The following is a 25195-nucleotide window of genomic DNA, read 5'->3' as shown; positions in this document are numbered from 1 at the left end:
GTTGTTACTACAAATTTTAAACCTTTATCATATTGATTAAATGTAGTTTTTCTTAATTCAGAACTCCAATTTTCTTCTTCGGCTTCTTCAACTCCAAGAATTCTTGAAATAAACTCGCCATTATCATAAAATGATATTAATGAAAGCGCTAGTATGAAAAAAGGAAAACACTCATATGCTATTTTGGCATCTTCATCTCCAGCGTACTCGAAAAATGGGTCTTGAAAATCCAGATTAGAATGTAAAAGGTTAAATCCCTTTTCCAGTATCTCATAATCTAAAGTTTCTGATCCAAGATTTGAAAGAGTTTCAATTATATATGAATACTGGATTGTAGGAAAAAAATAATTTTTGTTACTTAAGAATGTATACAAAAACTGTCTTCCAAACTGGTACGCAAGAACCCTTAATTGTCTTAATTCGTTTACTCCAGAGGAATACATTATTTTACTTACTTCTTTCGCAAGTAAATCATATTGGTTTATTATATAATCATACTCTGTAGATTCATTAAGAATTTTCTTTTCTAAAGCTCTTTCTAGTGAACGTAAATGAGGGTAAACACTGATTATATCCTCTAATGATTCTTTTTTTTCTTCTAACCCTTCGTTTGAACCTTCACTTTGATCAGGAATTAATTTATCATTTTTTTTAAGTACAAAACTATGAATTCCATCATCTTTTCCTGAATAAGAATTCGGAATGAATTTTGGTTCAGGACTGCTAGTATATATATATGAATTCAAATTCACACTTCCATCAACCTTTACTGAGATAGTATTAAAAGCATTTGAAAAACGACCTACTTCTTCTTTCTTGGTATATAAAGGCCCAACAGGACAATATAAAAGCGAGCCATTATCATGATTCTTATCAATTATTTTCATTTGAGACATTTCATGAATATGGCCATGTAGGTATACACCACCAACTTTCATTAAATGGTTTTCAAAAAGCATTTTTTCGCTAGGTATAAAAAAATCGATAGGGTAGTGAGATATAATGATTTGTGCATCTACTTCTGGATCGGGTTTCAAGAATGAAAACAATTGAGATTCAGAAATCCGCATTTTACCATATCCTCCTTCAGGGTAATGGAATTTAGATAAAAAACTAGAGTTTAGCGAGTTTACTTTTACCCTTAAATTATTAAATTCCATTAACCAATAGCACCCTAAATCAACTCTCCCTTCTTTAGGTGGATTTATCAAATTAACAAATTCACTATATGCAGAAAAACTTTTAAGAAGATGTTCACGAATTGGCTCTTTCTCCATGAGTGTATTGAATTCTTCATTTGTTTTGCTATTCAATAATTTATCAGGGGAAAAAGCTTCTAATTGATCCCAATCTTGATCATGATTGCCAGGAGTAAAGCAACAAGCAGTTAATGGAACATCTATTAGGCTTAATAATGGTTGAAAAAATTCAGTGTTGAATTCTTCATATTCTGATTCACTTCCACCGTAAACCAAATCTCCAGAAAAACAAACAAAGTCGAACCCTTCTTTCTTGTTTTCTTCTTCAAGTTTATCGAAAAGGTGGTTCTTATATATCTTAAAATTCGCATCACTCTTAAATCCATTTTTGTAATGTAGATCACTTATATGTAAAAACCTCATGGTTAGTTTATTGTAAATTTAAAGATTGATAAATTAAATCAAATCTGCAATAAAGTATTATGCTTACGAATAAATTGAATATAATTTATTCTTAATATTCTAATTTATAACATATGGATAATCTTTACGTTTTTTATTGCCGCTAACTTACTTATATATCTGGTTTTTCCAGCCTTATCCGACATAGTTGAGGGGGTAAGTCTGGTTTTATTTCCTTTTATTTACCCAAGTCCAAATCATCCAGTGGACTTGGGATCTCCGCCAAGGCTTTACTGCTTACATGGGTATAGATCTCCGTAGTCCTGCTGCTCTTATGGCCCAGCAATTCCTGAATATACCTCAAATCGGTCCCCCTTTCCAAAAGATGGGTGGCATAGCTGTGCCTCAGCCAGTGGGGCGTTACGGGCTTCTTAATTCCTGCCTTTCTCACCGCCTTTTTCAATACCTCAGCCAGGCTCTTTTCACTGTACCTCCCTCCCTTTTGTCCTTCAAATATATACTCCTTTGGCTTGTAAGCCAGATAATATTCCTCCAAATAGCCCAACAAGACCTTTGGCAAGGCCACCACCCTGTCCTTCATCCCCTTGCCCTGTTTGACCAACAGCACTCCACGGTCCCGCTGTACATGTTCAAACTTAAGCGACAAAACCTCCCCTCTCCGTAATCCACAAGAATATAGCATCAGCAATAGAAGCCTATGCTTGAGATTGGACGTCGCTTTTATAATCCGACTGATTTCTTCCTTGCTCAAAATATTGGGAAGCCGCTGGGCCTTTTTTGGCCTGTAAACCAATTCGGGATCCAGTCGTTTGTTCTTGCGGTTCTGGAAAAATAATTTCACCGCATTGACCACCTGATTTTGAAACGATGCCGAATACCCCCGCTCAATAATATAGTCTTTGTTGAATCTTTCGATATCACTATTGTCGATGATATCCAGCGCTTTGTTTTCCAAAAACCTGAAAAACGTACCAAGACAATCCATATAAGTTTTGACCGTGCTTTCACTGTACCGCTTGTTACGCATCCAGTCTTCAAACTTCCTGATTTCCCCTCCTATTTCAGGGGCAATAGATGGTAGTTCTGGGTGCTGTATGGGCAGCTCAGCCTTCCTGAATAAGGAATAATCCAACCATGCCTTTCCCTTAAAAAAGGAAAGCAGGCAGTCCAACACATCCTCTGCATAGGGCACCCACCAGACTTTTTCCTTTTTGTCCCAATGACAGTCCGGAAAAGCCTTTACCAGTTCTTTCAACTCAAAATCATAGTGGAACTCCAGCCTGACCACCGGAACTTTGCCAAAAAATCCGTTTCTCAAAACAATGGTTTTCATACCTTGAAAAATATCTACTCAAAATAGGTATTTTAATCCATCCTTCCAATTTCTTTCACTGACAAAAGTCCCCGCCTATAGTGAAAATCCATTTCCGCTAAATCCCAGGCCTCTATGAGCATCCATCCTTAAAAAATTAACTCATCTGTGTTTATCTGCGGTAGGCAGGTGTGGCTAATTACTATCGTAACTTAATAGCATTTGACCCCTAATGAAAAAAGAGGCTGTCTCATAAGTCATGACCGGAATCTGGTTGCCAAATATTCTATGGGTAAAGGATTGCCGATCGCTTGCGATGACGTAATTATTGACATTATCTTGGGCAGATTTCTCAATTGAAACCCACGGTTTTTGGCGGCAAGCTGTCTGCTCTATTGCTATTAATCCGGCCAAAACATGACACCTTCGGGGTACTATAGCCTAGGGCTTCCACCCCAGGCTATTATAAGTTCACCCCTTTGGGGCGGGCCCTTTCTCCACTGACACACACTACAACGAAATATTATTTGTGTAGGACTCAGAGAAATCTACTTATGAGACAGGCCCTTTTCATTTTTTTAAAAAGACATCCAACTAATCCCTTCAATACCCCGGGTTCTGCGGAAACTTCTTATCGATATTCGCATCGATCGTGCTAAGCGGGACCGGAAACAGCTGATGGTATTCCTGAATGCTTGAACCACTTTGGGGATTGTACTTTTTGGTCCTTTCCACCAGTTTCCCCATTCGGTTAAGCGTCAGTCTTCGGTTTTCCTCGATCACCAGCTCCCTTGCCCGCTCATCCAAAATAAAATCCAGGTCCACCTCTCCCGCGGTCACCTCTGATGCCTGGGCTCTTGACCTCACCGTATTGATGTCCTGGGCAGCACTGCCCGCATCCCCCATCAGGAAATAGGCCTCTGCCCTGAGCAGGTAAGTTTCCGCCAATCGCATCAGGTAAACGTCCTTGAACGACCGCCCATAACTCGCTCCCTCTGTAAGCTCGGCTTCCCCCTCCACTTTGGTCAGCATGGGATAATACTGCACCATGGAATCTATCCTGGCAGCGTCAAACTGTACTTTCTGTCCGAAATAGTCGGACTGGGGATTATTGTAATAATAGGTCCTCCGGATATTGTAACTGGAGTTTCGGATATCATTGGGGTATCCCTCCCAAATCTCATAATTGAAATAATCTGTTGGGCGCACCCAGGCCACTCCACGGCCCAGACTGTCCGCGGATAACTGCATGCCACTTTCCCCGTTAGGGTCAGTGATATCCCACCACTTAGGTCCCCAGGCTCTCAGCCAGGTCACCCCTTTCCACCTACTGTCTTCCACAGTCCCTCCTGGGGTGGACCGGGGCTCAAACTGCAGCGCCCAGATGGTCTCCTTATTTCCACTGGATCGGTTTTGGTTGTCCTGGGCATGCAGATCTGAAATCACATCCCCCGGACGGTTCATCCTGCTGCCAAACCGCTCGGTCATCAAGTGATATTGTTCATCATCGATCACCGCCGAGGCGCTCTCCACGGCATTTTGATACTGGCCCAGATTAATATAAACCTCGGTCAGCAAATGGTAGGCAGCGGCTTTGGTGATACGGCCATCAATTGAGGTCGTTTCCGGTAACCATTCCACTGCAAACTCCAAATCCTGACGGGCAAAGTCATAGACTTCCTCTTGTGTATTGCGTTCAAAATCAGCCTTGGGAGCCCTATAGAGTTGATCCACAATGGGCACCCCTCCATAAAGGTTGGCCAGGAAGTTATAGGCATAGGCCCTGAAAAACCGGGCTTCAGCGATCACCGCATTTTTTTCGGCCTCACTGGACCAAAAGTCCCCCTCCTCAGCAAAACTGATGATGGTATTGGCCCGTGGCATCAGGTTTCTATAGGCCCAGTTCCAATAATGCTCCACCGCAAACAGGGTAGGCGTGAGCCAGGTGGGATAATCTTTAAAATCCGGCAGCGAGCGGTCACCGGCCATCGCTATATCCGTCCCAAAAAACATGGACTGCATCTTGGAACCGTCTTCCCTAAAGTAAAGGTGGCGAACGGATTCATGAAGGCCCACCACCGCACTCTCAAAGCCTTCCGGACTGGTCAGCACCACATCGGAATTGAGAAAATCCTGGGGCTTTTCTTCCAAAAAACCTTCTTGGCAGGAACTGCTAAGGCCTACCAACAGGGTACCAAAGGCCAAGCCTTTAAATAAGCGCTTTGGAATTATATTTTTTATGCATTTCATATCTTCTTTTGATTATCTGGTGAGAATAAATTAGAAACTGAGGTTGACCCCTCCAATGATGGTTCTTGGAGTAGGATACAAGTTGGTAACACTGCTGTACCCACTTTCTGGATCTGGCCCCAGCCAGTCCGTGATGGTTGCCAGGTTTCTACCACTGATATAAAACCTCAGTCCATTTATTTTCAATCTTTCGGTCAATGCCTTTGGCAGGTCATAGGCCAAAGTCACGTCCTGGAGCCGGATAAAGTCCCTGCTCAAATAATATCCCCTGCTTAGTGGATTCGTATAGGTCAGCCCCGGTCTGGTTTCTGATTGGTTTTCCGGAGTCCAGTACCCCGCGTTAAGGAAATTCACCGACCTTCCGGGATAACTGCTTCCTGTCTGACTGCTCACATCGAGCAGGTTAAACTGGGACTCCCAGCCTGTCATGGCATTGATAAAGAAGGACAATGAGAAATCTTTGTACGCCAATTGATTATTGATCCCCCATCGATATTTGGGAGAGGTCTGTCCCAATACCGTTCGGTCTTCCGGGCTGATGGCCCCATCATTGTTCAGGTCTTTTACCCTCACCCAGCCTGGCTGATAACCGTCAGGGATTTCATCCCCTTCCTGATAGATGCCATCAAAAGCATAATCATAGGTGACGCCAATCGGTTGACCAATAAACCAACGGTTCCCCAAGTCATCATCTTCCTGTCCATCACCGTCAGCATCCACATAATAAAGGTGGTCAATCCGGTTTTTGTTGGTGGAAAAAGTCACCATAGAACTCCACTCGAAATCCTGGGACCTGACATTCACTGAATTCAGTGTCAGTTCAAAGCCTGTATTGCTGGTCTGTCCGAGATTGGCCGTTGTGGACCAGAAACCGGTCATGGCCGGGAGGCTCCTTGCCAAAAGCAGGTCCGTGGTGTTCATATCGTAAAACTCTGCCGTACCGGAAAGCCTTCCTGCCCAAAGTTCAAAATCTACCGCTGCATTGAAAGAAGCCGTAGTTTCCCAGCCTAAGCTTGGATTGGGCATAAATTCTGGATTGGGGAATATGGCCGTGTAAGTGTCTGACCCAAAGACGTACTGATAGGAAGCCGAGCGGTCAAGAGAGCGATAAGGGCTCACGGCCTGGTTGCCTACTTTACCATAAGACAGCCTTAACTTCAGCATATCAAATGTCTTCTGGTTCATCATAAAGGCTTCGTCTGTAGCGACCCAGCCCAAGGCTATGGAAGGAAAAGTCCCGAACTTCTTGTCTGCACCAAATACCGAAGACCCGTCCCTTCTGGCAGTAAGGGTAATCATGTACCTGTTTTTGAACCGGTAATTTAACCTGGCCATAGAGGAAACACCATCCTGCTGGGTGGCCTCGGTCTCTATCCGCTGTGTCTGCGCGATATCGAGATTATTCCAACCATTGACATCACTGACAAATCCCCGGCCCTCTACAAAAGTGCCTTCCGAAAAACTGTGGTTTCGCCCGTACAACAAGGTCAGGTCAAATCCATGTTCTTTGATTTCCCTGCTATAAGTGACCAGGTTCTCATACTGCCAGTTCATCCGGTTACGGTTGTACTTTCTGCCCGTACCCGGGTTGTTGATATTGTTACGCTGATAAATCGGCTGGAACGAATAATCGTGGTCCCAGCGGATATTGGGGTTATAGCTGAACTTGTAGGATAAGCCCTCAATAAAAGGCAATTTTATTTCCGCAAACACATTGGCAAAAAGGTTATTGGCAATCTGCTCATTATCCATCATAAGGGCATTGAACATCGGATTGCTGACCAGGTTGTCGCCCGTAGGATATGGAACGGGATCCGTCTGCCCCTCATCAAAGTACATTTTGGCATAAGGAGACAGCCAATAGCCATTTAGCACACTGGCCTCTACCCCGGACATTTCCCGCTGGGTAAACTGGGAATTGACCCCCAACTGCAACCAATCGGTGATATCGTTGGTCAGATTCAACCTTACTGACTTTCGGCTTGCCCTGTCACCATAAATCAGCCCGTCTTCATCCACATAACTTCCGGACACAAAATAATTGGTCTTGGCTGTCCGGCCGGAAATACTCAGATTGTAGGACTGCTGGAACGCATTCTGGGAAATGGCCTCCCAAGGATCCACGGTCTTCCCGGCATCGTACATTTCCCTTTCTTCCGCATTGAGCAAATCCCTGACCGGAACGGTGGGGTCATTGGGCTGGTTCTGCGACCTAAAGTCCAGCCTCCTCTGCAGATAAGCTTCCGGGGAGTAAAGCGGCATCTTATAGCTCCAGTCCGAAACACCGGCATAGGCATTCAGCCTGATCAAAGGCTTCTCTGACGAACCGGATTTAGAGGTGATCAAGATCACACCATTTGCTGCCCTGGAACCATAAATGGCCGCGGCACTGGCATCTTTCAGCACTTCCATGGAGGCTACATCTCCGGGATTGATATCCGCCAGCTCTCCATTGAAGAAAGCTCCGTCCAAAATGATCAAGGGAGCATTGCTGGCCGTGATGGACCGCTGGCCCCGCACCAGGATATTGCCGCTCTGCCCCGGCCTTCCACTGTCCGTGAACTGTACACCGGCCACTCGGCCCCTAAGAGCCTGGGCAATATTGGTATTCGGCTGGGTCTCCAGCTGATCCACATCCACCGAACTGACCGACCCGGTCACATTTCTTTTGGTTTGGGTGCCGTATCCGACAACAACAACCTCTTCCAAACTTTTGATGTCCGGCTGCAGCCCAACTTCTATTTTGGACAGATTCCCCAACTTTACTTCTTGACTTTCATAGCCAATGAATGAAAAAACAAGCACGGGATTTTCTGCCCCTACCTCCAATTCAAATTTACCGTCTATATCGGTCACGGTACCTCTTGAAGTACCTTTTTCCCTGACATTGACACCTGGTAAGGTCTGCCCGTTCGAAGCATCGGTGACCACTCCTTCGACTTTTCTTTCTTGAGTTACTGAATGCACCAAGGGAGGGATTGTCGGTGCATTTTCGATTGATCCGAGGGATGTTTCCGCAGTTGACTGATGGCAAATGCCCCATCCCATTAGCATGCTCGCTAACAGTAGTTTGTGTTTCATATATGATGATATTTTGGGTTATTTCTCATCAAAGTAGAAAAAACAACAATCCTTCACACTAAAATTTACCCATCGGTCGATTTTATAAATCAGCAATTTTATTTATATTTTATTTTGCATTCTTGACCGACAACAATCAAAAAAACTAAAAACCGACAATCCCTTCAATTCACCACTGAACAGATATATGGAAAAAACGGACAATGTCAACAAAGCTGCTCCTCCTATAAAACAAAAAGCTGGAGAATCCGGAATATGGTGGCACGAGGAAAACCCCGGACCACTGAAAGGCCTTTCCTGTATCAACCAGTTTGGCAGCATGAAATTTTCCAAGGTACGCATGGATGAAAACATGCGCCCCCACCTGAACGATGGTATTGAAATCCACTTTATCGAAAGTGGGCGGTACGATTGGGTCATTGAAGAACGCTCCGTAGAGCTACTGCCGGATGACCTGTCCATCACGGCACCATGGCATTGGAACGGAAGCCCCGCAGGAAAAATGGACATGGGACAGATCAACTGGCTGATCATTAAGCCTCAAAACTTCAGCCCCAAAAACCCGCTGACCCTGGGGGAATGGTCCAAACTTTCGGCGGATTTCCAGCGGCAACTGGGAGAGTTCATTGCTGCTGAAAGCGGACTGATACTTAAAAAAGCCAAAATTTTCAAAAAATACTTCTCCGAGCTTAAAAAGGAGCTATCCGAGCAAAATGAAGGGTTTGAAATTGTCGTCACCAATATCATCGAAAACCTGCTCATTGACTTGTACCGGCATTTGTCCGATAGAAAACAAAAAATAAACGAAGATGACCACTTCATCGGCAAATTGACCGATATGGTCCTGAAAGACCTGACCAAAAAATGGATCGTGGAAGATATGGCCAGTCATTTTGGAATGGGCAAGACCAAATTTACCGATGAGGTAAAGCGGCTTACCGGATTCCCACCCAACAGCTTTATCATCAACCTGAAAATCGACCGGGCCAAGGAGCTCATCCTGGGCAAGGAAAATTTAGAGCTTTCCGATATTGCCTATAACTGCGGCTTTAGCTCACTACAGCACTTTACTACCACCTTTTCTCACCGGACAGGCATCACACCGGGAAAATATGCCAGCAAAAAGAAGCTGGCGTAGTCAGTTTTGTAAATTGAATCCCTATGTAAAAAAAGTATAGAAAGAGGATTCCGATCATAGTAAGAAAGCATTTTTTAGTTATTAAGAAGGAGAAGGCAAGACACAAAGAGTAAAACTGGCCCAAGCATCAATATCATCACCCAATCTGAGTTCAACTTAACCAAACGGATTCCGGTACCGGCCTTTGGTATGCCTGTATTTCAGTCGGTGGCGTAGGTCGTTAAAAAAGGGAGTTAGCTCGCGTTGTGGAACAGCGAGATCCACTCCCTTTTAGGCCGTAGCCATCGACTGAAATTTAAAATGGGTTACGCATCCCTGTCTCATGGAAAATCCATGTCCCATTTTAAAAGGCAGACCACCGGCCTAGATTTTTTTCTTTCTTTTTTCATCATTGGAAAAAAGATAAACTCCATCAAAATGACCAAAGTTCCGCAGCCAAAGGCAAATAGCAAAGACAGGCTCCACCCCGAAAAAACTGGAAAATCCCTTTAACCCAGATTATTCTTTAGTGGTCATAGTGAGAAATGGTGAATTTCCCATAACTAAATGTGATTTTCAGCTAAACAGTTGAACCAGCTCTCCCAAATATCGCAAAGCAATGGCTTCGAAATGCTCCTTACTCCTTTGCCCCAATCATCTGGTCTCCAATATGACCTCCCCTGCTTCAAGTCCATCGGCCTGCCCCTTGATTTTTACCTCCCCTGCTTTTTCACTGCTTTGGACGATCAGTAGGCATTTCCCCTTAAAAGCCTTTCGATGATCGGCCTTGAAAGACTCCAGACTTGCCTGGTAGCCGTTGTCCACTCCGGCAATGCTCCCTGGCCCCTCCAGATCAAAGTGAATTAAGTGATCCGCATTGGGTACCAAATTACCGGCATTGTCCACTACCTCCACGGTGATAAACGAAAGGTCCACCCCATCAGCAGTGATGACCTTCCGGTCGGGAGTCAGGACAATTTTGGCCGGCTCGCCCGCCGTATGGATTTCCTTTTCCAACACCTTTTGACCGTTTTTTCGGGAAATGGCCTTAAGCGTCCCGGGCTCAAAAGGCACCCTCCACATTACATGCAGGTCATCGCCTTCTTTCTTTTTGCTGCCCAAGGATTCACCATTTAAGAACAGCTCTACCTCATCGGCCTGGCTGTAATAGGCCCAAACATCCACCTTTTGGTCCTCCTTCCAGTTCCAATAGGGAAAAACATGTAGCACGGGCTCATCCGTCCATTCACTTTGGTACATATAATAGGCATCCTTAGGGAAACCGGCAAGGTCCACGATGCCAAAATAGGAGCTGCGTGCCGGATAAGGGTAAGGAATCGGCTCACCCAAATAATCAAAGCCCGTCCACACAAACAAACCGGACATAAAATCCTGCTTCTTGATGGATTTCCAAGTCTCCTCGTGCGTGCTTCCCCAATAGGCAGACACCTGGTCATAGGCCGATACGGTATAATCCTCATTGGCCGTGGTCAAAGGGATATTGTGTGCTTCCGGCCATCTCATAATGGTATCCGAGGGAAGGTCATAATGACCCCTGGTAGCCAAAGCGGACATGTTTTCCGTTCCGATCAGCTTCTCTCCAGGATACCATTCCGGGAAGTATTGATGGTCCTTGTGTTTGTAATTGAAGCCCAAAAGATCCAAGGCTCCTGATTGGTAGATATAGTTCTTATCCGGAATGTTTTCGGTCAAAGCACAGGTCACCGGACGGGTAGTATCCAGATTTTTCACAATCCTTACCAGTTCCTTGGTGATGGTCAAGCCTGTACTGTCAAACTGTTCCCGTATTTCATTGCCTATGCTCCACATCATAATGGAAGGATGGTTCCTGTCCCTAAGGATCATGTCCTCCAGGTCCCTTCTGTGCCATTCTTCCCAAAAAAGATGGCTATCGGCGTCCACTTTTTTCTTTTTCCAAACATCAAAAGCCTCATCCTGAACGATGAAGCCCATCTCGTCACAAAGTTCCAAGAGCTCAGGAGCCGGAGGGTTATGGGCCGTTCTGATGGCATTTACTCCCATCTCTTTCATGATTTCCAGCTGCCTTTGAATGGCTCTTTTATTGACCGCAGCACCCAAGGCGCCCAAATCGTGATGGTTGCACACGCCCAAAATCTTCATGGGCTTGCCATTAAGGGAAAACCCTTTTTCGGCATCAAATTCGAAATACCGTATGCCCAAAGGCGTGGTGTAGTTGTCCAATAACTGGACCCCGGCATAAACTTCTGTCACTACCTTATAGAGATAAGGGCGATCTGTCGACCAAAGCTCAGGCTTTTGCACCACAAAATCCTGCTGTAGGGTGGCACTGGAATCCCTGGTCAATGAACTCCTGCTTTCTTGTTTGGCCACCTCATTTCCTTCTTGATCAATGATCCTGCTGACAATGCTCAGCCTGCGCTCATTATGACCATCGTTTTGTACAATCACCTCAAGCTTAACTGTAGCTTCCTCCTCACTTACTTCCGGTGTGGTCACATAAGTCCCCCAATGGCTGATATGCAATTTACCGGTCCTAACCAGTCTTACGTTCCGGTAAATCCCGGAACCGGTGTACCACCTGGAATTGGGCTGCTCAGAGTTGTCCACACGCACGGCTATTACATTCTCGGTGCCGCCGTAATGCAGGTATTCGCTCAGGTCATATTTGAACGAACTGTATCCGTTTGGCCTTTTTCCCAACCGGCGGCCATTGATCCAGACCTCCCCGTTGCGGTATACCCCATCAAATTCGATCCAGATACTTTCATCAATGCTTTCCTTGGGCAATAGAAAGGTCTTGCGGTACCAGCCTATACCGGCCGGCAGGGCCCCGCCTTCAGGCTTGGTGGGATGCTCTTCACTAAAAGGCCCCTCTATGCTCCAGTCATGGGGAAGCCTGACCAACTGCCAACCGTTTAAATCAAAGTCCTGCTGAATGGCATTGGGATGGTCCCCCCGCTCAAAATACCAACCTTTGTTAAAATCAATCACCTGCCTGCTTTCTTCAGCTTCTGAAGAACAGCCCAACAGTATGCTCACCAGCAAAAAGCTGGCAATCAAGGTATAAAATTGTCTCATTATTCTATTTACCGTTGAAAATCTAATGTTTGCAAAAGTTATATCTTCCATTAAAATAGCATAGTTCAGTCGATAAAAGAAAAATTTTTCCTTTATCCTGTATAAGTATAATCCAAAGTCCAAATCATCATTGCATTAATCCGTTATCACTTCTCAGCCTATAGGACATATACCATTGACTGGAAACGTCATAGCGAGAGGCCAACATTTTCTCAAACATTAAGGAGCTGAATGACAGATATCAATCCGCCCTCTATACCCCCTACCCCCTTATGCTTCGACCCTTCGACTAAGCTCAGGGATCGAAGCTCAGCAACCAAAGGGAACTCCTCCGCACCTTAAACACCCTGTCAATGCTAGGAGGTACGACGAAGCCCGCCTCCCGCCTGCCTTGCCGGTAGGCAGGGAGGGCAGGCAATCTCGTTTTCGGTAGCCGGGATTGCTTCACTCTGTTCGCAATGACGGAAAAGCTAAACACTCTCTGCTACCTCCCTCAGTCCACAGTCAACAGTGGACCGTCGACCGTGGGCTGTTGACTGTTGACTGTTGACCAATAACTGAATCACCCAAAAACCCAATCATTACTGGAACTCCACCCTGTCCAACCACAATCCCTCCATTCCTTCCCCGGAAATCCTAATGGTATATTTACCGGCATTCAACATGCTCCCTGAAGTGGTATTGAGGATCTTCCATTTTTCATCCGCCACAGGAAAGTCAATGACATCGTCCCGCATCACTACCCCATTGCTGGCAATGATCTGCAACCTTACCTGAAGGGGATGATCGGTAGCATTCATATAGCGGAACCGGATCAGGAAGGTTCCTGCCAGCCCCGGATTGGCCTCCCAGGAAAAATCGTTCCCCGCGTTTCCTTCAAAAGCGATATAATCACTTTTCTTAAAATTCCCCTTGCTGACTTCTCCTGCAAAATCACCCTCTTCGGCCTCTTGGACTTCCACCGGCCGCTGCTCTTCCCCTTCACCCATTTCATAGTCGGGCACAAGCACAATAGTGTACATGGCCAAATCTTTCGAAGCTGATTTTCCGTTTTCGCCAAAATCAACGCCTTCACCTGCGGTAATGCTTTTTTTATACACCTTAAACGAAGCGCCTTCGCCATTTTCAGCCACTTCCTCGGTCAACTCAAATTCCCTCAACCAGTCCGGCAAATCCTCCGATGCTTTATCCAAAAGCACATAAACGGTAGATGCCGCCAAAGCGTTGAAACTACCCTTTACCTTCTCTGCCTTCCGGGGAAACCTTATCCAATCGGCCCCATAAAGCTGATAAGGCAGCTGGCTAAAAGCTACCTCGGCATCCGAATACTGGGGCTGACCGGTATCCAACCAGGATTGCACACTGGCCTCTTTGGCATTGCATACCAAGTCTACTATGTTTCTTTCTGAGGCTGGGGCAATATGAATGCCTTTGTCTTTGCTGGCGATGGCCATCGCTGCAATCAACGCTTGTCCCGAGGTGATCTTTGGAAAGGAAATCGTCAACAAGCCGTTTTTTGCCCTGCCTATCACCGTTTTTTTCAAGGCACGATCATGCCCCACTTCCTTCCAGATATCCACGTTCTTCAACACCGTATCTCCACTGATGGCCACATCAAAATCCCTCCAACCGCTACAGTCCATTCCCCCTCCGGTACCGTACCAAGGCTCATTAAAGTACAACTCGACCAGGTATTCCCCATCCGGAAGTGGAAATTCATACTTCAGCGTATGCATTCCATAACGGAAGGTCTGGAACAAGTCCCAATCACTGCTCCCTGCAATGGGATCATGGGTTCTCCGTTGGCTGGCATAGAAAGCAGGAAGGTTTTCAAACTGCTCCGTCCAGGACAGAGAGCCCCAACTCTTATCGTCTTTTCTTTGTACATCTGCCTGCCATTGCTGCCCAAACTGATCGGTGTAATCCGGCCCTCCGGCATTTACCCGGTACAGGTAACGGTAAGCCTTTTTGCCCTTCAGCAAGTTGGTTTCCTCCTTCAAATCATCCAAGTCCGGGGCTTCCGGTAAATGGTGCAAAAGGATCAGGTCCTCAGCAACTGCTTTTCCATTCACATATCCTACCGCTTTTAACACATTGTACTGAATAGCTATTTGGTCCCATTGGAAGTTTTTACCCATTCCCGGGTTGGTCTTTCTGCCCAGTGAATTTCCCTTGACGGCATTGAAAAGTTCCACTTCATCGCAATTGGAAAAGACCACCAAGCTGTCTTTTATCCCTGGCTTGGTCCAGCGGTCCGGCCAGGTATGGCTCACAATATACACCATGGGATCGGTTTCCTTGGAGGCATATTCGGACCGGTACATATAATAAGTATCGGTCGGTTCCTCCCAAGGAGTCACCAGGCCTTTGTAATTGACTGGCCCCACCCGGTCAATATCCCGGTAAGCTTCCCCATTCTGAATACGTCCGGGATTCTCATGGGAATTGAAAAGCCAATGAAACTGCCCCGCCAAACTGTCCTGATGCCCCTCGGCTTCCTGCACCTTGAGCTGCATCAATTGATAGAAGCGGTCTTCACTGTAAGCCCCCTTCTGATCGAAAGGGCCTTCCGTATGTAAATCCAAGGTTCTCCATGCGCCATATTCCCCGTTCAGGATTTGTTCGCTCAGTTCTTCTCCGTATTGGTTGGGATCACCACCATAAGTCCCCGACCAATTTTGAATCACGTTCCAATCCGTTCCCTCTCCTCCGTTACAGGTGGTCACCAATCTTTGGGAGGATGTGCTCGGATCCATTTCGCGGATAATTTGCGTACACTCCTCTGCAAAGGCTTTGGGAATGGTGCTTTCATTCTGCAGGCCCCAAAGCACTACAGAGGGGCTGTTGCGCCGCTCTTTTACCCAGTCTCTGAGCAGTTGCTTAAAGTTTTCTTTGAATTCAGGGGTATCGTACCAGATATGGGCAGAAAACTGTGTCCAAAATAGAATGCCTTCCCTGTCCCAGGCTTCATGGTACTTGAAATGGTGTGGCTGATGGGCATCTCGGAAGGCATTGAAGCCTGCTGCCAACATCTGATCCACGCGGGATTCCACCTGCTGATCGGTAAAAGCATGGCTCGTTCCCATCAAATGCTCGTATTCGCAAATCCCGTTGACGTACAATGGCTCCCCGTTGATAAAGAAGCGGTGATCACCGTCTTTCCTTCCCGCTGGCCAGCTGACCCATCGGATGCCATAAGCCGTTTCCAACTGATCGATAAGCTGCTTTCCTGAATACACCTCGGTCACCATGCTATACAAGTAGGGATTGGCCGGCGACCATAGTTTTGGCTGCATGATCCTGGCCGTTTGCTGCCTTACGGTGTCCTGTTGTCCTGCTGCTAATGTCAGGCTGCTTTCCTGTCTGTCCACTTCCTTCCCTTCAGCATCCAAGAACCTGTTCACCAAGGTGATTTCCTTGGCTTCTTTGCCATGGTTTTTAAGCTCAGTAGTCAAATGCAGTTTTGCGGAGGATTTGGAAATGTCAGGATCGTTCCAAATATGCACGCCAAAAGGCGCTATCCTCACCGGGTCGGTGACCACCAAAGTCACCGGCCTGAATATTCCCATGGGCTGGGAACCTTCTGAAAAGCCCCATTCTCCCGAACATCCCCCACAGACCCAGGGCAGGTTGGCTATCCAGGCAGGATGATCTGCTTTTACTGCAAGGGTATTTTCTTCTCCAAAACGGATCGCCTCGGTGATGTCCAGGGTAAAGGTAGTACGCCCGCCGGCATGTTCTCCGACCTTTTGGCCATTGACCCAGACAGTGGCATAAGAACCTACCCCTTCAAAAAACAGGAAATGCTGATCCCCTTGGTCTGATGGATCCAGCCGGAAAGTTTTTCTGTACCAAGCTGCCCCATGGCGGTTGCCGTGCTTCATCCTTCGGAAGCCTTCATACTGGTCCCAGTTGTGGGGCACCTCCACCTCGAGCCAATCCTCATCTTTAAAATCCACCTTCTCGAAGCCCTTCTCCTCCAAAGGCATCACCCCCGAGGCAATGGTTTTCCACTGCTTGTTCAGGGAAATTTCCTTACGTACTCCTTGGGCATTCAGCAACAAAACACAAAAGCAACAAAACAAGCTCAGCCAAAGCCTCTTGGACCAACTTATCAGCATCATTTTAATTTTCTTTTTTTCAAATGGTTAAAGGGAATTGCAAATTCCCATTATTGCCTGCTCCTGATTTGAAATCAGGAGCAGTGCCTAAATAAGAAGTTCGGGATTACAAATCCCGAACAGTCAAGATTGTGCTAAAGAGCAACTCTTGTCACAACGACGGTATTTCTTTCTTCTTACGCTCACCCCCTAGCCCCCTCAATGCTCTTGAGTTATGAGGAATAATAACCACAGATGAATACAGATAAACACAGATGTGTTATTTTACCTCCTTTAATCTGTGTTCATCCATTTAACCCGCCTGTCCGGCGAGGCAGGCCTGTGGTTAACTTAACAGCATTGTTAGCCCCTTAAAGGGGGAGGAAAGGCCTTCCCTCGGACATAAGAATCAAATCTCGGTTGTCACGAGTCCCAATTGCTATGCGGGATGCAGGGACAACTACGGCCTGTCTTTACTCTTTCTTCTTTACTCTTTACTCTAAAATCTCGCGTCTCCACCTAATGTCTCCTCAATAAAACACCCAATCCACCGCGGCCTTTTGGTCTTCACCGATCAAGCCCACGTCCCTTGACACCACTTCCTGATCGGCATCAATGGCCCCTAAGATCAACACCTTACCATCCTCCAACACCAATTCATGCTCTCCGGCCTCATACAGGTAAGTGTGGATGTTCACAGGTGGTAAGCCTTCTATTTCCATGGCATTGGCCAATTGCACCTCGGCCTCTCCCCTCATATTCCCCATGGCATTGGTCTCCAAAGTCGGAGGGGTCAGGTAATGTTTGTCCCCGGTATTGAAATAACCAAGCACCAGTTTGATGGGCTTTTCATTGCTGAACTTCAGGGATATCCCCTCATCATCCAGCTTTTCGGAAGAGAGCAGCAAGCCTTTAAGGCCTTTCACTTCATCGGCCATTTTCTTGATTTTGCCGGCATCATCGGTAAATACCTTTACGCCATTTGCTACTTGGAACTCCTGGGCATCCAGCTCCCAGGTAAGGTCTCCTACCTGCCAAGGAGCTACTTCCTTCTGCGGCAACTCCCCGCCCTTGGCGTTTTCCAGCAAGGAAATATTTCGCTTCAAGCTGCCCAGCTCCCTTTCATAATGTGGCAGCAATTCCGACCAATGTTTGTTCTTCCCATCATCCCCGCCAATGGGAATCCGGCGTTGGGAAGTCTGCATGCTGTTGGCATAGAAATAGGTATCCTTGGTCAGCTCCACCAGCTGACGGTAATGCGCTACACTCTTTTCCAAATGCGGGACGGCCTCCTGCAGGTCCTTGACATCATTGGAATACTTAAACCTTAGCACCACCATGGCAGCCTTCACCTTTTCAGCAAAAAACTGCGCAAAGGCATTATAGGCATGCACATCATTTTGAAGACGTGCAAATTCCTCCTTATTGGCCTTTACGGAAGGAGTCGCTTTATCAATGGCCTCGGCCGCTATTCTGCCATGCTCGACCACCTCCTTGATCAACTGGGGCGGTGTCTCACCCACATGCGCTTCTCCGTTATGCTCCTTTTCGGCATATTCTATCAGAATTTCCCCCAAAGGTCCACAGGACTCATGAAAGCCCGGGTACACCCGCCATTTGTAGGGGTTGACCAGCTGACTTCCGAACATTCCCAAAAGCAGGGTCTGACGGTTCCCTTCAGTAATACCAAACTTTCTCAACAGTTTTGGTGCAATTTCCCCGGTTTCCTCATAAGCTGTCAGGATTTCCCTTCCCGCATCACCTGCATCAAATTTTTCCCCTAAAATTTCTGACCAGTAGGCTACTTCTTCCTCCCTGTCCCTTTTGCTGTCCCAAGCATACCTTGCCCAGGTCTTGTACCAGATCCAATCGCGATCGATCTGCAACAGCCTTTCCCCATCTGGGGTCTTATCGGCCGTATAAGGCCAATCCCAATAAGAGGCCTGGGGATATAAATGCAGGGCATTGGCACCATGCACCTCATGCATGGCCTGTACACTTTTTTGGATAAAATCAGGCGAACCGTAGCGGAAAGGCTCCAGATTGGCCAAAATGTGCACATTGGAAATATGTACATTTCCCTCCGAGCTTAAGCTGCGGTGGATTTCTGACCAGGGCCCACGGGGTTCGTAAGTGGTCAGGGATTCCCCATTGTACTTATGGGTGGTGTATAAATTCTTATAAAGTGGCAGTGCCTTTTCCATTACCACCGGTGCATCTGTATCATGGGCCCTTAGGATAATGGGCGGTTCATCGGTTCTGCCAAGCGCCTTTAAGCCATCCTTCACGCCTGGAATAACCGTTTCGGTAAACCATTGCACGTCGTTTTCAATGCCCGACATGGCCTCTCCCAAGGCCACCAAAAGGCCTACATTGGGATATTTTTCGATAAATGCCGCAATGGATTTTTGGGTGTAATCAGCAATGTAGGGGATGATAGGACGGCTTCGGTCCTGGCTTTCAATGCCATAATGCTCCGCAAATGGTTTGGAAACAATGATATTATAAAACATCTGGATCACCCAGATACCGCGTTTGTCTGCTTCCTCGGTAAGGAAGCGGAACATCTCTTCATTTTTCTTGAACGTCTCCTCGTCCACTTCCAGGGCAAAGGGATAATCCTCCACTTTCACCAAAGAAGCAAAAGGATGGCCATTCCACAGGTACAGGGAATTCATCCGGTTTTCCACCAACATGTCCAGGTAATCTATCCACAATTCCTTATCATAAAACCAAGGAAAATTTTCCGGTGTGTAAGGATATTCATAAACACCCCTTCCTGGCAGATAGGCTGTCTTCTGCAGGCCTATGCACGCCCCTCTCAAGACCATTTCCGGACTGTCGGTGATGGACTGATTAAACTCGATCTTACCAGCTTCCTTGATTTGGTCCACCAGTTCAATGGCCCCATAAAGCGCTCCTGAAGGAGCTGTTCCTTCTACCAGCAATGCTTTTCCATCAAATGAACTGATGGTAAAACCTTCCTCGCCCTCTGGGGTCTCTTGCTCTGCAGGCCAGGAATTTCCCTTCTTCCATGCTTCCAGGCTGCTGTCCCCGCTTTCACCGATAATGATGAATTTGCCTTTGGGTAATTCTTTGCCCAATGCAGCTTGTGTTACCTGATACTTCCCAGAAGTTGTCAGGATTTCAGCCAGTTTTTCCGCACCAAACGCTGCCCGGTTGGATGCTTCCTGACTTAATAAAATGGTTACCTGCTCCTGCTGCGAACAGGCAGTAAAAAGCAGTAAAGAAAATAAAAAGGAAGTAAGTAGTTTCATGTTTGGTTATTATGGGAGGTTTTAGATTTTTTTTAAACCACAAAGGGCACGAAGGTTTCACGAAACAGGACTACCTTATTCTTCCTTTAACATTGACAGGAAACGTCACTGCGAACCTGCCTGCAGAAGGCTGGCCCGACGAAGGAAGATGAAGCAGTCTCATATATTTGTGATGGGATTGCTTCTCTACGGCCCTTAGACACTACGACCCTTAAACATACTCATTGGTCTCAGTCTCAGGAACCACAAGCTCAGAGGCCTTCGATCACAATGACGAAGAGAATGATCAACTGTCATTCTACTCCATTCATTTGAGAAAATAAAGACTTCTCGTGACGCCGATTTAAACCCTTTTAAACCCTCTGTATAATTGAGCTTAGGTTTACATAAAACCTAAGCTCCTCTGTGCTTTCTCAGTGTCCTCTGTGGTTAAAATTTAAACTCAAGCTTCTTGGAAGACAGATTTCATATAGGCCACATTGGCTCCGTAGTTTCCGCGAACGTTGCGCACATCATCCACATCCCTGGAGCGCTCGATGATCAGCCAACCGGACCAGTCCATCTTATCCAACGTTTTCTTGATCTTTGGCATGTCCAATGCCGGGTCGTTTTGGATCCACTCACCGTCGGTATTGGAACAGTGGATCTGGGCAATATTGTCCGCTCCCAAGGTTTTCAGCTCCGAAGGAGTATCCCGGCCGTTTTTGATGGCATTGGCAAAATTGAAGGAAATCTTTACCCCAGGGGAGCCTATTTCTCTCAGCAATTCCACCTCACCGGCAGCATCCAAGGCCGTTTCCACAGCGATCACTGCTCCGATCTTCTCGGCCTTTTCTCCGGCCATTCTTAAGCGTTTGACTATGGCTGGTCTTAGCTCAGGATGTTCCACCAAATCTCCCTGGACTCCCAATGGCAGGTAGGCGATTTTCACCCCCATTCCCTCCATGGTATCAATGGTGTCCTGCACCATTTGGGGCACGGTAGGCCTTTCAGCAAAGGACTGGGCATAAAAGCCTGACATGGCGATAGAGCTGATGCCCACTCCAAGCTTTTTGGCTTCCTCCAAAAACTGCTTCCGCACTTCAGGATCCCCCAGCTTGCTGTCAAAGGTTTCCCGGTTGCCCAGTCCACCCATATCCAGCTCAATTCCGTCTGCATTGATCTCATTGGCCAATGTAAAAGCACTGAGCTTTTGCCGCTTTAATATCATCCAATCACATACCGCGATCTTATAACGTTCTTCATTTCTAATTCCCAGCCCTCTGGCCGAGCTACAGGCCGAAAATACCTGTCCGGACATTATCCCCGCCCCTATCAGGCCCAGGGATTTCATAAAACTCCTTCTGCTATCCATTACTTCCGCTGTTTCTTTATGCTTCATCTTCTGTGGTGCTTTCTGATGCTGTTTCCTCACTTTGCAGGCTTGGCCAGGCTCCGTTTTCTATAGGCAGTCCGGTCAATTTGCTCGGATCGATCTTCACATATTTGATCCGTTCTCTTCTCCAGGTATAGACCACATGGACCATTCCGTCAGAGGACTGGATCATCGCAGGGTAAGAGTATTGGCTGATTTTGGAGTCCTCCAGAATCAGTGAGGCCTTCCAGTTGATACCGTCATTGGAATAGGAAATGTTCAATGGGGTTCTTGGTCCCTTTGCTTTTTCCCCAGGAGGCAGGACATGGTTGTACACCAATAGTTGGCGGCCATCCTGTAGGGTCTCCGCATCGGTACCGGAATTATTATTGGGCAAATTGGATTTTTCCAAAGGTGTCCAGGTCTTGCCATAATCCTCTGACCAGGATGTCGCTATGGCCCGATTTCTGGTCCTGGCCAAAAGCTGAAGCTTTCCATTACCATGGTCAAGCACACTAGGCTGAATCGCATTGATATCCTCCTCACCCCTGGCAACGGGGCCTATTTTCCTCCAGGTTTCTCCCTTATCCGAGGAAACTTCAAAATGGATGTTCCAACCATCTCCCTCAGTACTGGACGGGGCGATCAGGTCTCCATTATCCAACAATACAGGTTTGTTTTTCACCGGACCAATGGCACTGTCCGGCAATACCTTCGGTGCGGTCCAGGTATAACCTCCATCAGCAGAACTCATCATCACTCCCCACCATTTGGAAGGATGCGGCCCTACTTTATAGTAAAGCTGCAGGTCGCCATCAGGAACCTGAAAAAGCACCGGGTTCCAGGTAGGATAGCGTAAAGTGTCATTGATGATGCCGTTGGCCACTTCCACAGACTCGGTCCATTCCCCGTCCTTTAAATGGCTCACCCAAATCCCCACATCCGGATTTCTCTCATGGGTGCCCCCAAACCAGGCGGCCACCATTCCATCTGGGGTTTCCTCTATGGTCGCAGCATGGCAGGAGGGATAGGGAGCTTCTTCATAGATAAACTCATCCACCACAATGCCGTCTCTCCAGGTTTCTTTAGCTTGTTCTTGGGACGACTGTTGACTGCAGGAGGCCATTAAGGCCAAACAGGCAAGTCCATATATCCACCAGTATTTCTTATTCATGACGTACAATTTATTTCGGGTTAGTTGACAATCAAAACACCACTGGGAACTCCCCAGTTTAAGAAACAAGTTAGAAAGAATGGGGGCTGGGGCTATCCTGTACTATCCCGTCGGGAATAGTCCACGAGCTCGGATTTAAAGTCCACCAATTTCACGAATTTGCACGAATTTGTTATTTTTAGTTAGGATGAGATTATTTAACAGCTTTTTGACATGGAATTGATTTATAAGCGAGAAGCATTTGAAATAGTAGGTGCCGCAATGGATGTTCATAGGCATTTGGGGGCAGGTTTTTTAGAGGCGGTTTATCAGGAAGCCTTGGAAATAGAATTGGCTCGCCGTGAAATTCCTTTCTGTTCCTATCAGAGGTTAACCATCAAGTATAAAGGTGTTTCTCTTTCGAAAATGTACATAGCGGATTTGGTTTGCTACAATAAAGTAATTCTTGAATTAAAGGCGTTGTCAAATTTAGCACCAGAGCACGAGGCCCAATTATTAAACTACCTAAAAGCGACAGGATATAGACTTGGAATACTCCTTAATTTTGGAGAAAATTCCCTAACCTATAAGCGAATGGTTATATGATTCTCAAAAAATAATTAGTGAGAATTAGTGCAATTCGTGGACTGTCTATCCGTGACATCCGTGGACAATTTAGTGGACAAAAAAAGCCAACCCTCTCAGGTCGGCTCTTTCTTTCAATCTAAAACAAAAATGTGCTTACTTTGACAATTTCAGCCTTCCTACATTGACCGACTGGCCTTTCAGTTCCAGTTCGATCGACTTTTTGCTCACTTCAAATGTTTTTTCGGAGGGGCTGACCGACTCTGGGTTTTCGAGGGAGTTATGGGCTTCCAAGTCACCATTGGCCATTTCCAACAAGCTGCCACTACCATTTCCCTTGTAGCGGCCATCCAGTTTGATGCTGATTTTCTTTGGTTCAGGGGAAATGTTCACCACTTTGAAGATCAGCTCTTGGGTGTTTTCATCTATGGTCGCCGAGGCATATAGGCTGTCTTCTCCGGCCAGGCTTTCCCCATCTGCTGTAATCGGCAAGACATGGGTCCCTCTATTGGTGGAAAACAATTTCTGCACATAGTAATTCGGGGTACCATATGCCTTCATGTTGTCAAACCAGATCATGTCCGGGTTCCACTGCCAGCCGTTTACATGGGCAAAAAGCGGGGCATAAGAAGCCAGTCTGACCACTTCCGCATTTCTTTCCAATCCCGTCATAAAAGCCGCTTCCGACAATGCCGCCTCCCAGTTATTACGCTTTAGCGCATCCTTTACAGTCGTGCTGTGAGCGGCATATTCTCCGGCAAAAACCTTGGGACCATTCCTGTCATACTCATCGTATCTTCTGGCATTTTCACGGAACCAGGACGGCGGTCTGTAATAGTGCTCATCCACCAATTCCGCATCCATCTCTTTCAGCTCTCCCCAAAGGTATTCGAATTCGTGCCCATCAGGAAAAGGTCCAGAAGTGGAAACAATGGTGATTTCCGGATAGGCCGCTTTGATCGCCTTTTCAAATATTTTGGCCCTTTCGATATATTGTGGCCCCCAGTTTTCGTTGCCCACACCAATATACTTCAGGTTAAAAGGTTCAGGATGTCCCATTTCTGCCCGCTTTGCTCCCCATTTGCTGTCCACAGCACCATTGGCAAACTCGATCAGGTCCAAGGCATCATTGACATATTCATCCAAGGCTCCGACGGGAACCTGCTCACCGGTGTTGAACTGGCAGGCCAGGCCACAGCTCAAAATGGGCAAAGGCTCTGCTCCTATATCCTCTGAGAGCTGAAAGTATTCAAAGAATCCAATACCGAAAGACTGGTAATAATCAGGAGTAGTGCGATGGGCAAATTCAATGTTCCAGCGGTTTTTCATCACCTCCCTGTCTTCCATATCACCGATGGTTTTCTTCCACTCGTAGCGGTTCTCCAGATCAAAGCCCTCTACAATACATCCACCTGGAAACCTCAGAAAGCCCGGATCCATATCTGCCAGCAGCTGTACCAAATCCTTCCTCAGACCTCTTTTACGGCCTTTCCAGGTATCCTCGGGAAACATGGAGATCATGTCCACATCCAGCTCTCCCTCTCCTTCCAACAAAAACTGGAAGTTGACACCATCCAGTGTCTTGCTGGCTGTCATCACGATTTCATACTCCTTCCAGTCGTCCGTAAATCCGCTTACACTTCCTTCTCCGATGAGTGTCTTGCCGTCCCACATTTTTGTGGTCACCTGCAGATTTTCCCCTTTGGCCACTTTGGCGATAAAAGTCACCGTGTAGGTCAAGCCTTCCTTGACCGCCATGCCGCGGAAGCCTTCATTGTGCAGACCAAAATTGCCCTGCTCGTTGAGACGCTGTATGCGAAGGTATTTTTGGTTGATTCCAGAAGGGTGGTTGCGGTTAAAAACATAGCCGCGGGCACCGCTGTCTTCCACTCTCCTCCAGCCCATCATGGGATTTTCAAATTCAAAAGAGTAGTTTTTGATCATTTCGGCGTACAAGCCTCCATCTGCAGCAAAGTTGATGTCCTCAAAAAACAATCCCCACATATGGGGAGAGACATCACTGACCTTTTCATTCAGATCAACATTCAAAATCGTCGGTTCATTTTGGGCTTGCGCGAATAAAGGCAGCAAAAGCGCCATCACTCCAAGCATTAGGGGTTTAAACTTGTTCATGGGTTTAGGTTATAATTAGATTTGATAAATCAACTCCATCCCTTTTGGATGAAACAGGCCCCAATATAATAAAAAATAATTAAATGTTTTTATAACACTTAATAAAAGACACCAGACATTAGACGCTAG

General features: G+C 46.5%; 12 protein-coding genes. 2 read left to right on the top strand and 10 right to left on the bottom strand.

Annotated elements, in window-relative coordinates:
* The 4 genes from ACYVAA_RS06320 to ACYVAA_RS06305 all read right to left on the bottom strand — a co-directional run.
* Positions 1-1622 (bottom strand): metallophosphoesterase family protein (locus ACYVAA_RS06320; protein ID WP_460539631.1); only part of this gene is annotated, 1622 nt, incomplete at its 3' end.
* 217 nt (positions 1623-1839) lie between these two features.
* Complete coding sequence (xerA, locus tag ACYVAA_RS06315) at positions 1840-2955, bottom strand: site-specific tyrosine recombinase/integron integrase (protein ID WP_460539629.1); 1116 nt, start codon at positions 2953-2955, stop codon at positions 1840-1842.
* A gap of 582 nt (positions 2956-3537) precedes the next feature.
* Positions 3538-5184, bottom strand: coding sequence for a RagB/SusD family nutrient uptake outer membrane protein (locus ACYVAA_RS06310; RefSeq protein ID WP_460539627.1), 1647 nt, complete (start codon positions 5182-5184; stop codon positions 3538-3540).
* 30 nt (positions 5185-5214) lie between these two features.
* Entirely contained in the window at positions 5215-8265 is a 3051-nt protein-coding gene (locus tag ACYVAA_RS06305) for a SusC/RagA family TonB-linked outer membrane protein (RefSeq protein WP_460539624.1), read from the bottom strand.
* Between the two features lie 187 nt (positions 8266-8452).
* Here ACYVAA_RS06305 and ACYVAA_RS06300 point away from each other — a divergent pair, with 187 nt between their 5' ends.
* Positions 8453-9403 carry an AraC family transcriptional regulator gene (locus ACYVAA_RS06300; RefSeq protein ID WP_460539622.1) on the top strand — a complete coding sequence of 317 codons (951 nt, stop codon included), beginning with the start codon at positions 8453-8455 and terminating at the stop codon, positions 9401-9403.
* A gap of 633 nt (positions 9404-10036) precedes the next feature.
* Here ACYVAA_RS06300 and galB read toward each other — a convergent pair.
* The 5 genes from galB to ACYVAA_RS06275 form a co-directional block, all read right to left on the bottom strand.
* Entirely contained in the window at positions 10037-12463 is a 2427-nt protein-coding gene (gene galB, locus ACYVAA_RS06295) for a beta-galactosidase GalB (protein ID WP_460539620.1), read from the bottom strand.
* Between the two features lie 581 nt (positions 12464-13044).
* Positions 13045-16587, bottom strand: coding sequence for a malectin domain-containing carbohydrate-binding protein (locus tag ACYVAA_RS06290; RefSeq protein WP_460539617.1), 3543 nt, complete (start codon positions 16585-16587; stop codon positions 13045-13047).
* 506 nt (positions 16588-17093) lie between these two features.
* Complete coding sequence (locus ACYVAA_RS06285; RefSeq protein ID WP_460539615.1) at positions 17094-19841, bottom strand: alpha-d-galacturonidase; 2748 nt, start codon at positions 19839-19841, stop codon at positions 17094-17096.
* Between the two features lie 442 nt (positions 19842-20283).
* Positions 20284-21222 carry a sugar phosphate isomerase/epimerase family protein gene (locus ACYVAA_RS06280; RefSeq protein WP_460539613.1) on the bottom strand — a complete coding sequence of 313 codons (939 nt, stop codon included), beginning with the start codon at positions 21220-21222 and terminating at the stop codon, positions 20284-20286.
* Complete coding sequence (locus ACYVAA_RS06275) at positions 21212-22369, bottom strand: sialidase family protein (protein WP_460539611.1); 1158 nt, start codon at positions 22367-22369, stop codon at positions 21212-21214. Before ACYVAA_RS06275 ends, ACYVAA_RS06280 begins: the two co-directional genes overlap by 11 nt.
* A gap of 213 nt (positions 22370-22582) precedes the next feature.
* On the opposite strand from ACYVAA_RS06275, the gene ACYVAA_RS06270 reads away from it, so the two are divergent.
* Entirely contained in the window at positions 22583-22954 is a 372-nt protein-coding gene (locus tag ACYVAA_RS06270) for a GxxExxY protein (protein ID WP_460539609.1), read from the top strand.
* 135 nt (positions 22955-23089) lie between these two features.
* On the opposite strand, the gene ACYVAA_RS06265 is transcribed toward ACYVAA_RS06270, so the two are convergent.
* Positions 23090-25066 carry an alpha-L-arabinofuranosidase C-terminal domain-containing protein gene (locus ACYVAA_RS06265; protein ID WP_460539607.1) on the bottom strand — a complete coding sequence of 659 codons (1977 nt, stop codon included), beginning with the start codon at positions 25064-25066 and terminating at the stop codon, positions 23090-23092.
* Between the last annotated feature and the right edge of the window lie 129 nt (positions 25067-25195).

It is taken from the genome of Echinicola sediminis (assembly GCF_054777495.1).
This window is presented reverse-complemented; position numbering and strand designations above follow the sequence as displayed.

Bases quoted from the DNA above. Each gene is read 5' to 3' on its own strand.
- xerA (WP_460539629.1), bottom strand. From the start codon at position 2,955: ATGAAAACCATTGTTTTGAGAAACGGATTTTTTGGCAAAGTTCCGGTG.
- ACYVAA_RS06310 (WP_460539627.1), bottom strand. From the start codon at position 5,184: ATGAAATGCATAAAAAATATAATTCCAAAGCGCTTATTTAAAGGCTTG.
- ACYVAA_RS06305 (WP_460539624.1), bottom strand. From the start codon at position 8,265: ATGAAACACAAACTACTGTTAGCGAGCATGCTAATGGGATGGGGCATT.
- ACYVAA_RS06300 (WP_460539622.1), top strand. From the start codon at position 8,453: ATGGAAAAAACGGACAATGTCAACAAAGCTGCTCCTCCTATAAAACAA.
- galB (WP_460539620.1), bottom strand. From the start codon at position 12,463: ATGAGACAATTTTATACCTTGATTGCCAGCTTTTTGCTGGTGAGCATA.
- ACYVAA_RS06290 (WP_460539617.1), bottom strand. From the start codon at position 16,587: ATGATGCTGATAAGTTGGTCCAAGAGGCTTTGGCTGAGCTTGTTTTGT.
- ACYVAA_RS06285 (WP_460539615.1), bottom strand. From the start codon at position 19,841: ATGAAACTACTTACTTCCTTTTTATTTTCTTTACTGCTTTTTACTGCC.
- ACYVAA_RS06280 (WP_460539613.1), bottom strand. From the start codon at position 21,222: ATGAAGCATAAAGAAACAGCGGAAGTAATGGATAGCAGAAGGAGTTTT.
- ACYVAA_RS06275 (WP_460539611.1), bottom strand. From the start codon at position 22,369: ATGAATAAGAAATACTGGTGGATATATGGACTTGCCTGTTTGGCCTTA.
- ACYVAA_RS06270 (WP_460539609.1), top strand. From the start codon at position 22,583: ATGGAATTGATTTATAAGCGAGAAGCATTTGAAATAGTAGGTGCCGCA.
- ACYVAA_RS06265 (WP_460539607.1), bottom strand. From the start codon at position 25,066: ATGAACAAGTTTAAACCCCTAATGCTTGGAGTGATGGCGCTTTTGCTG.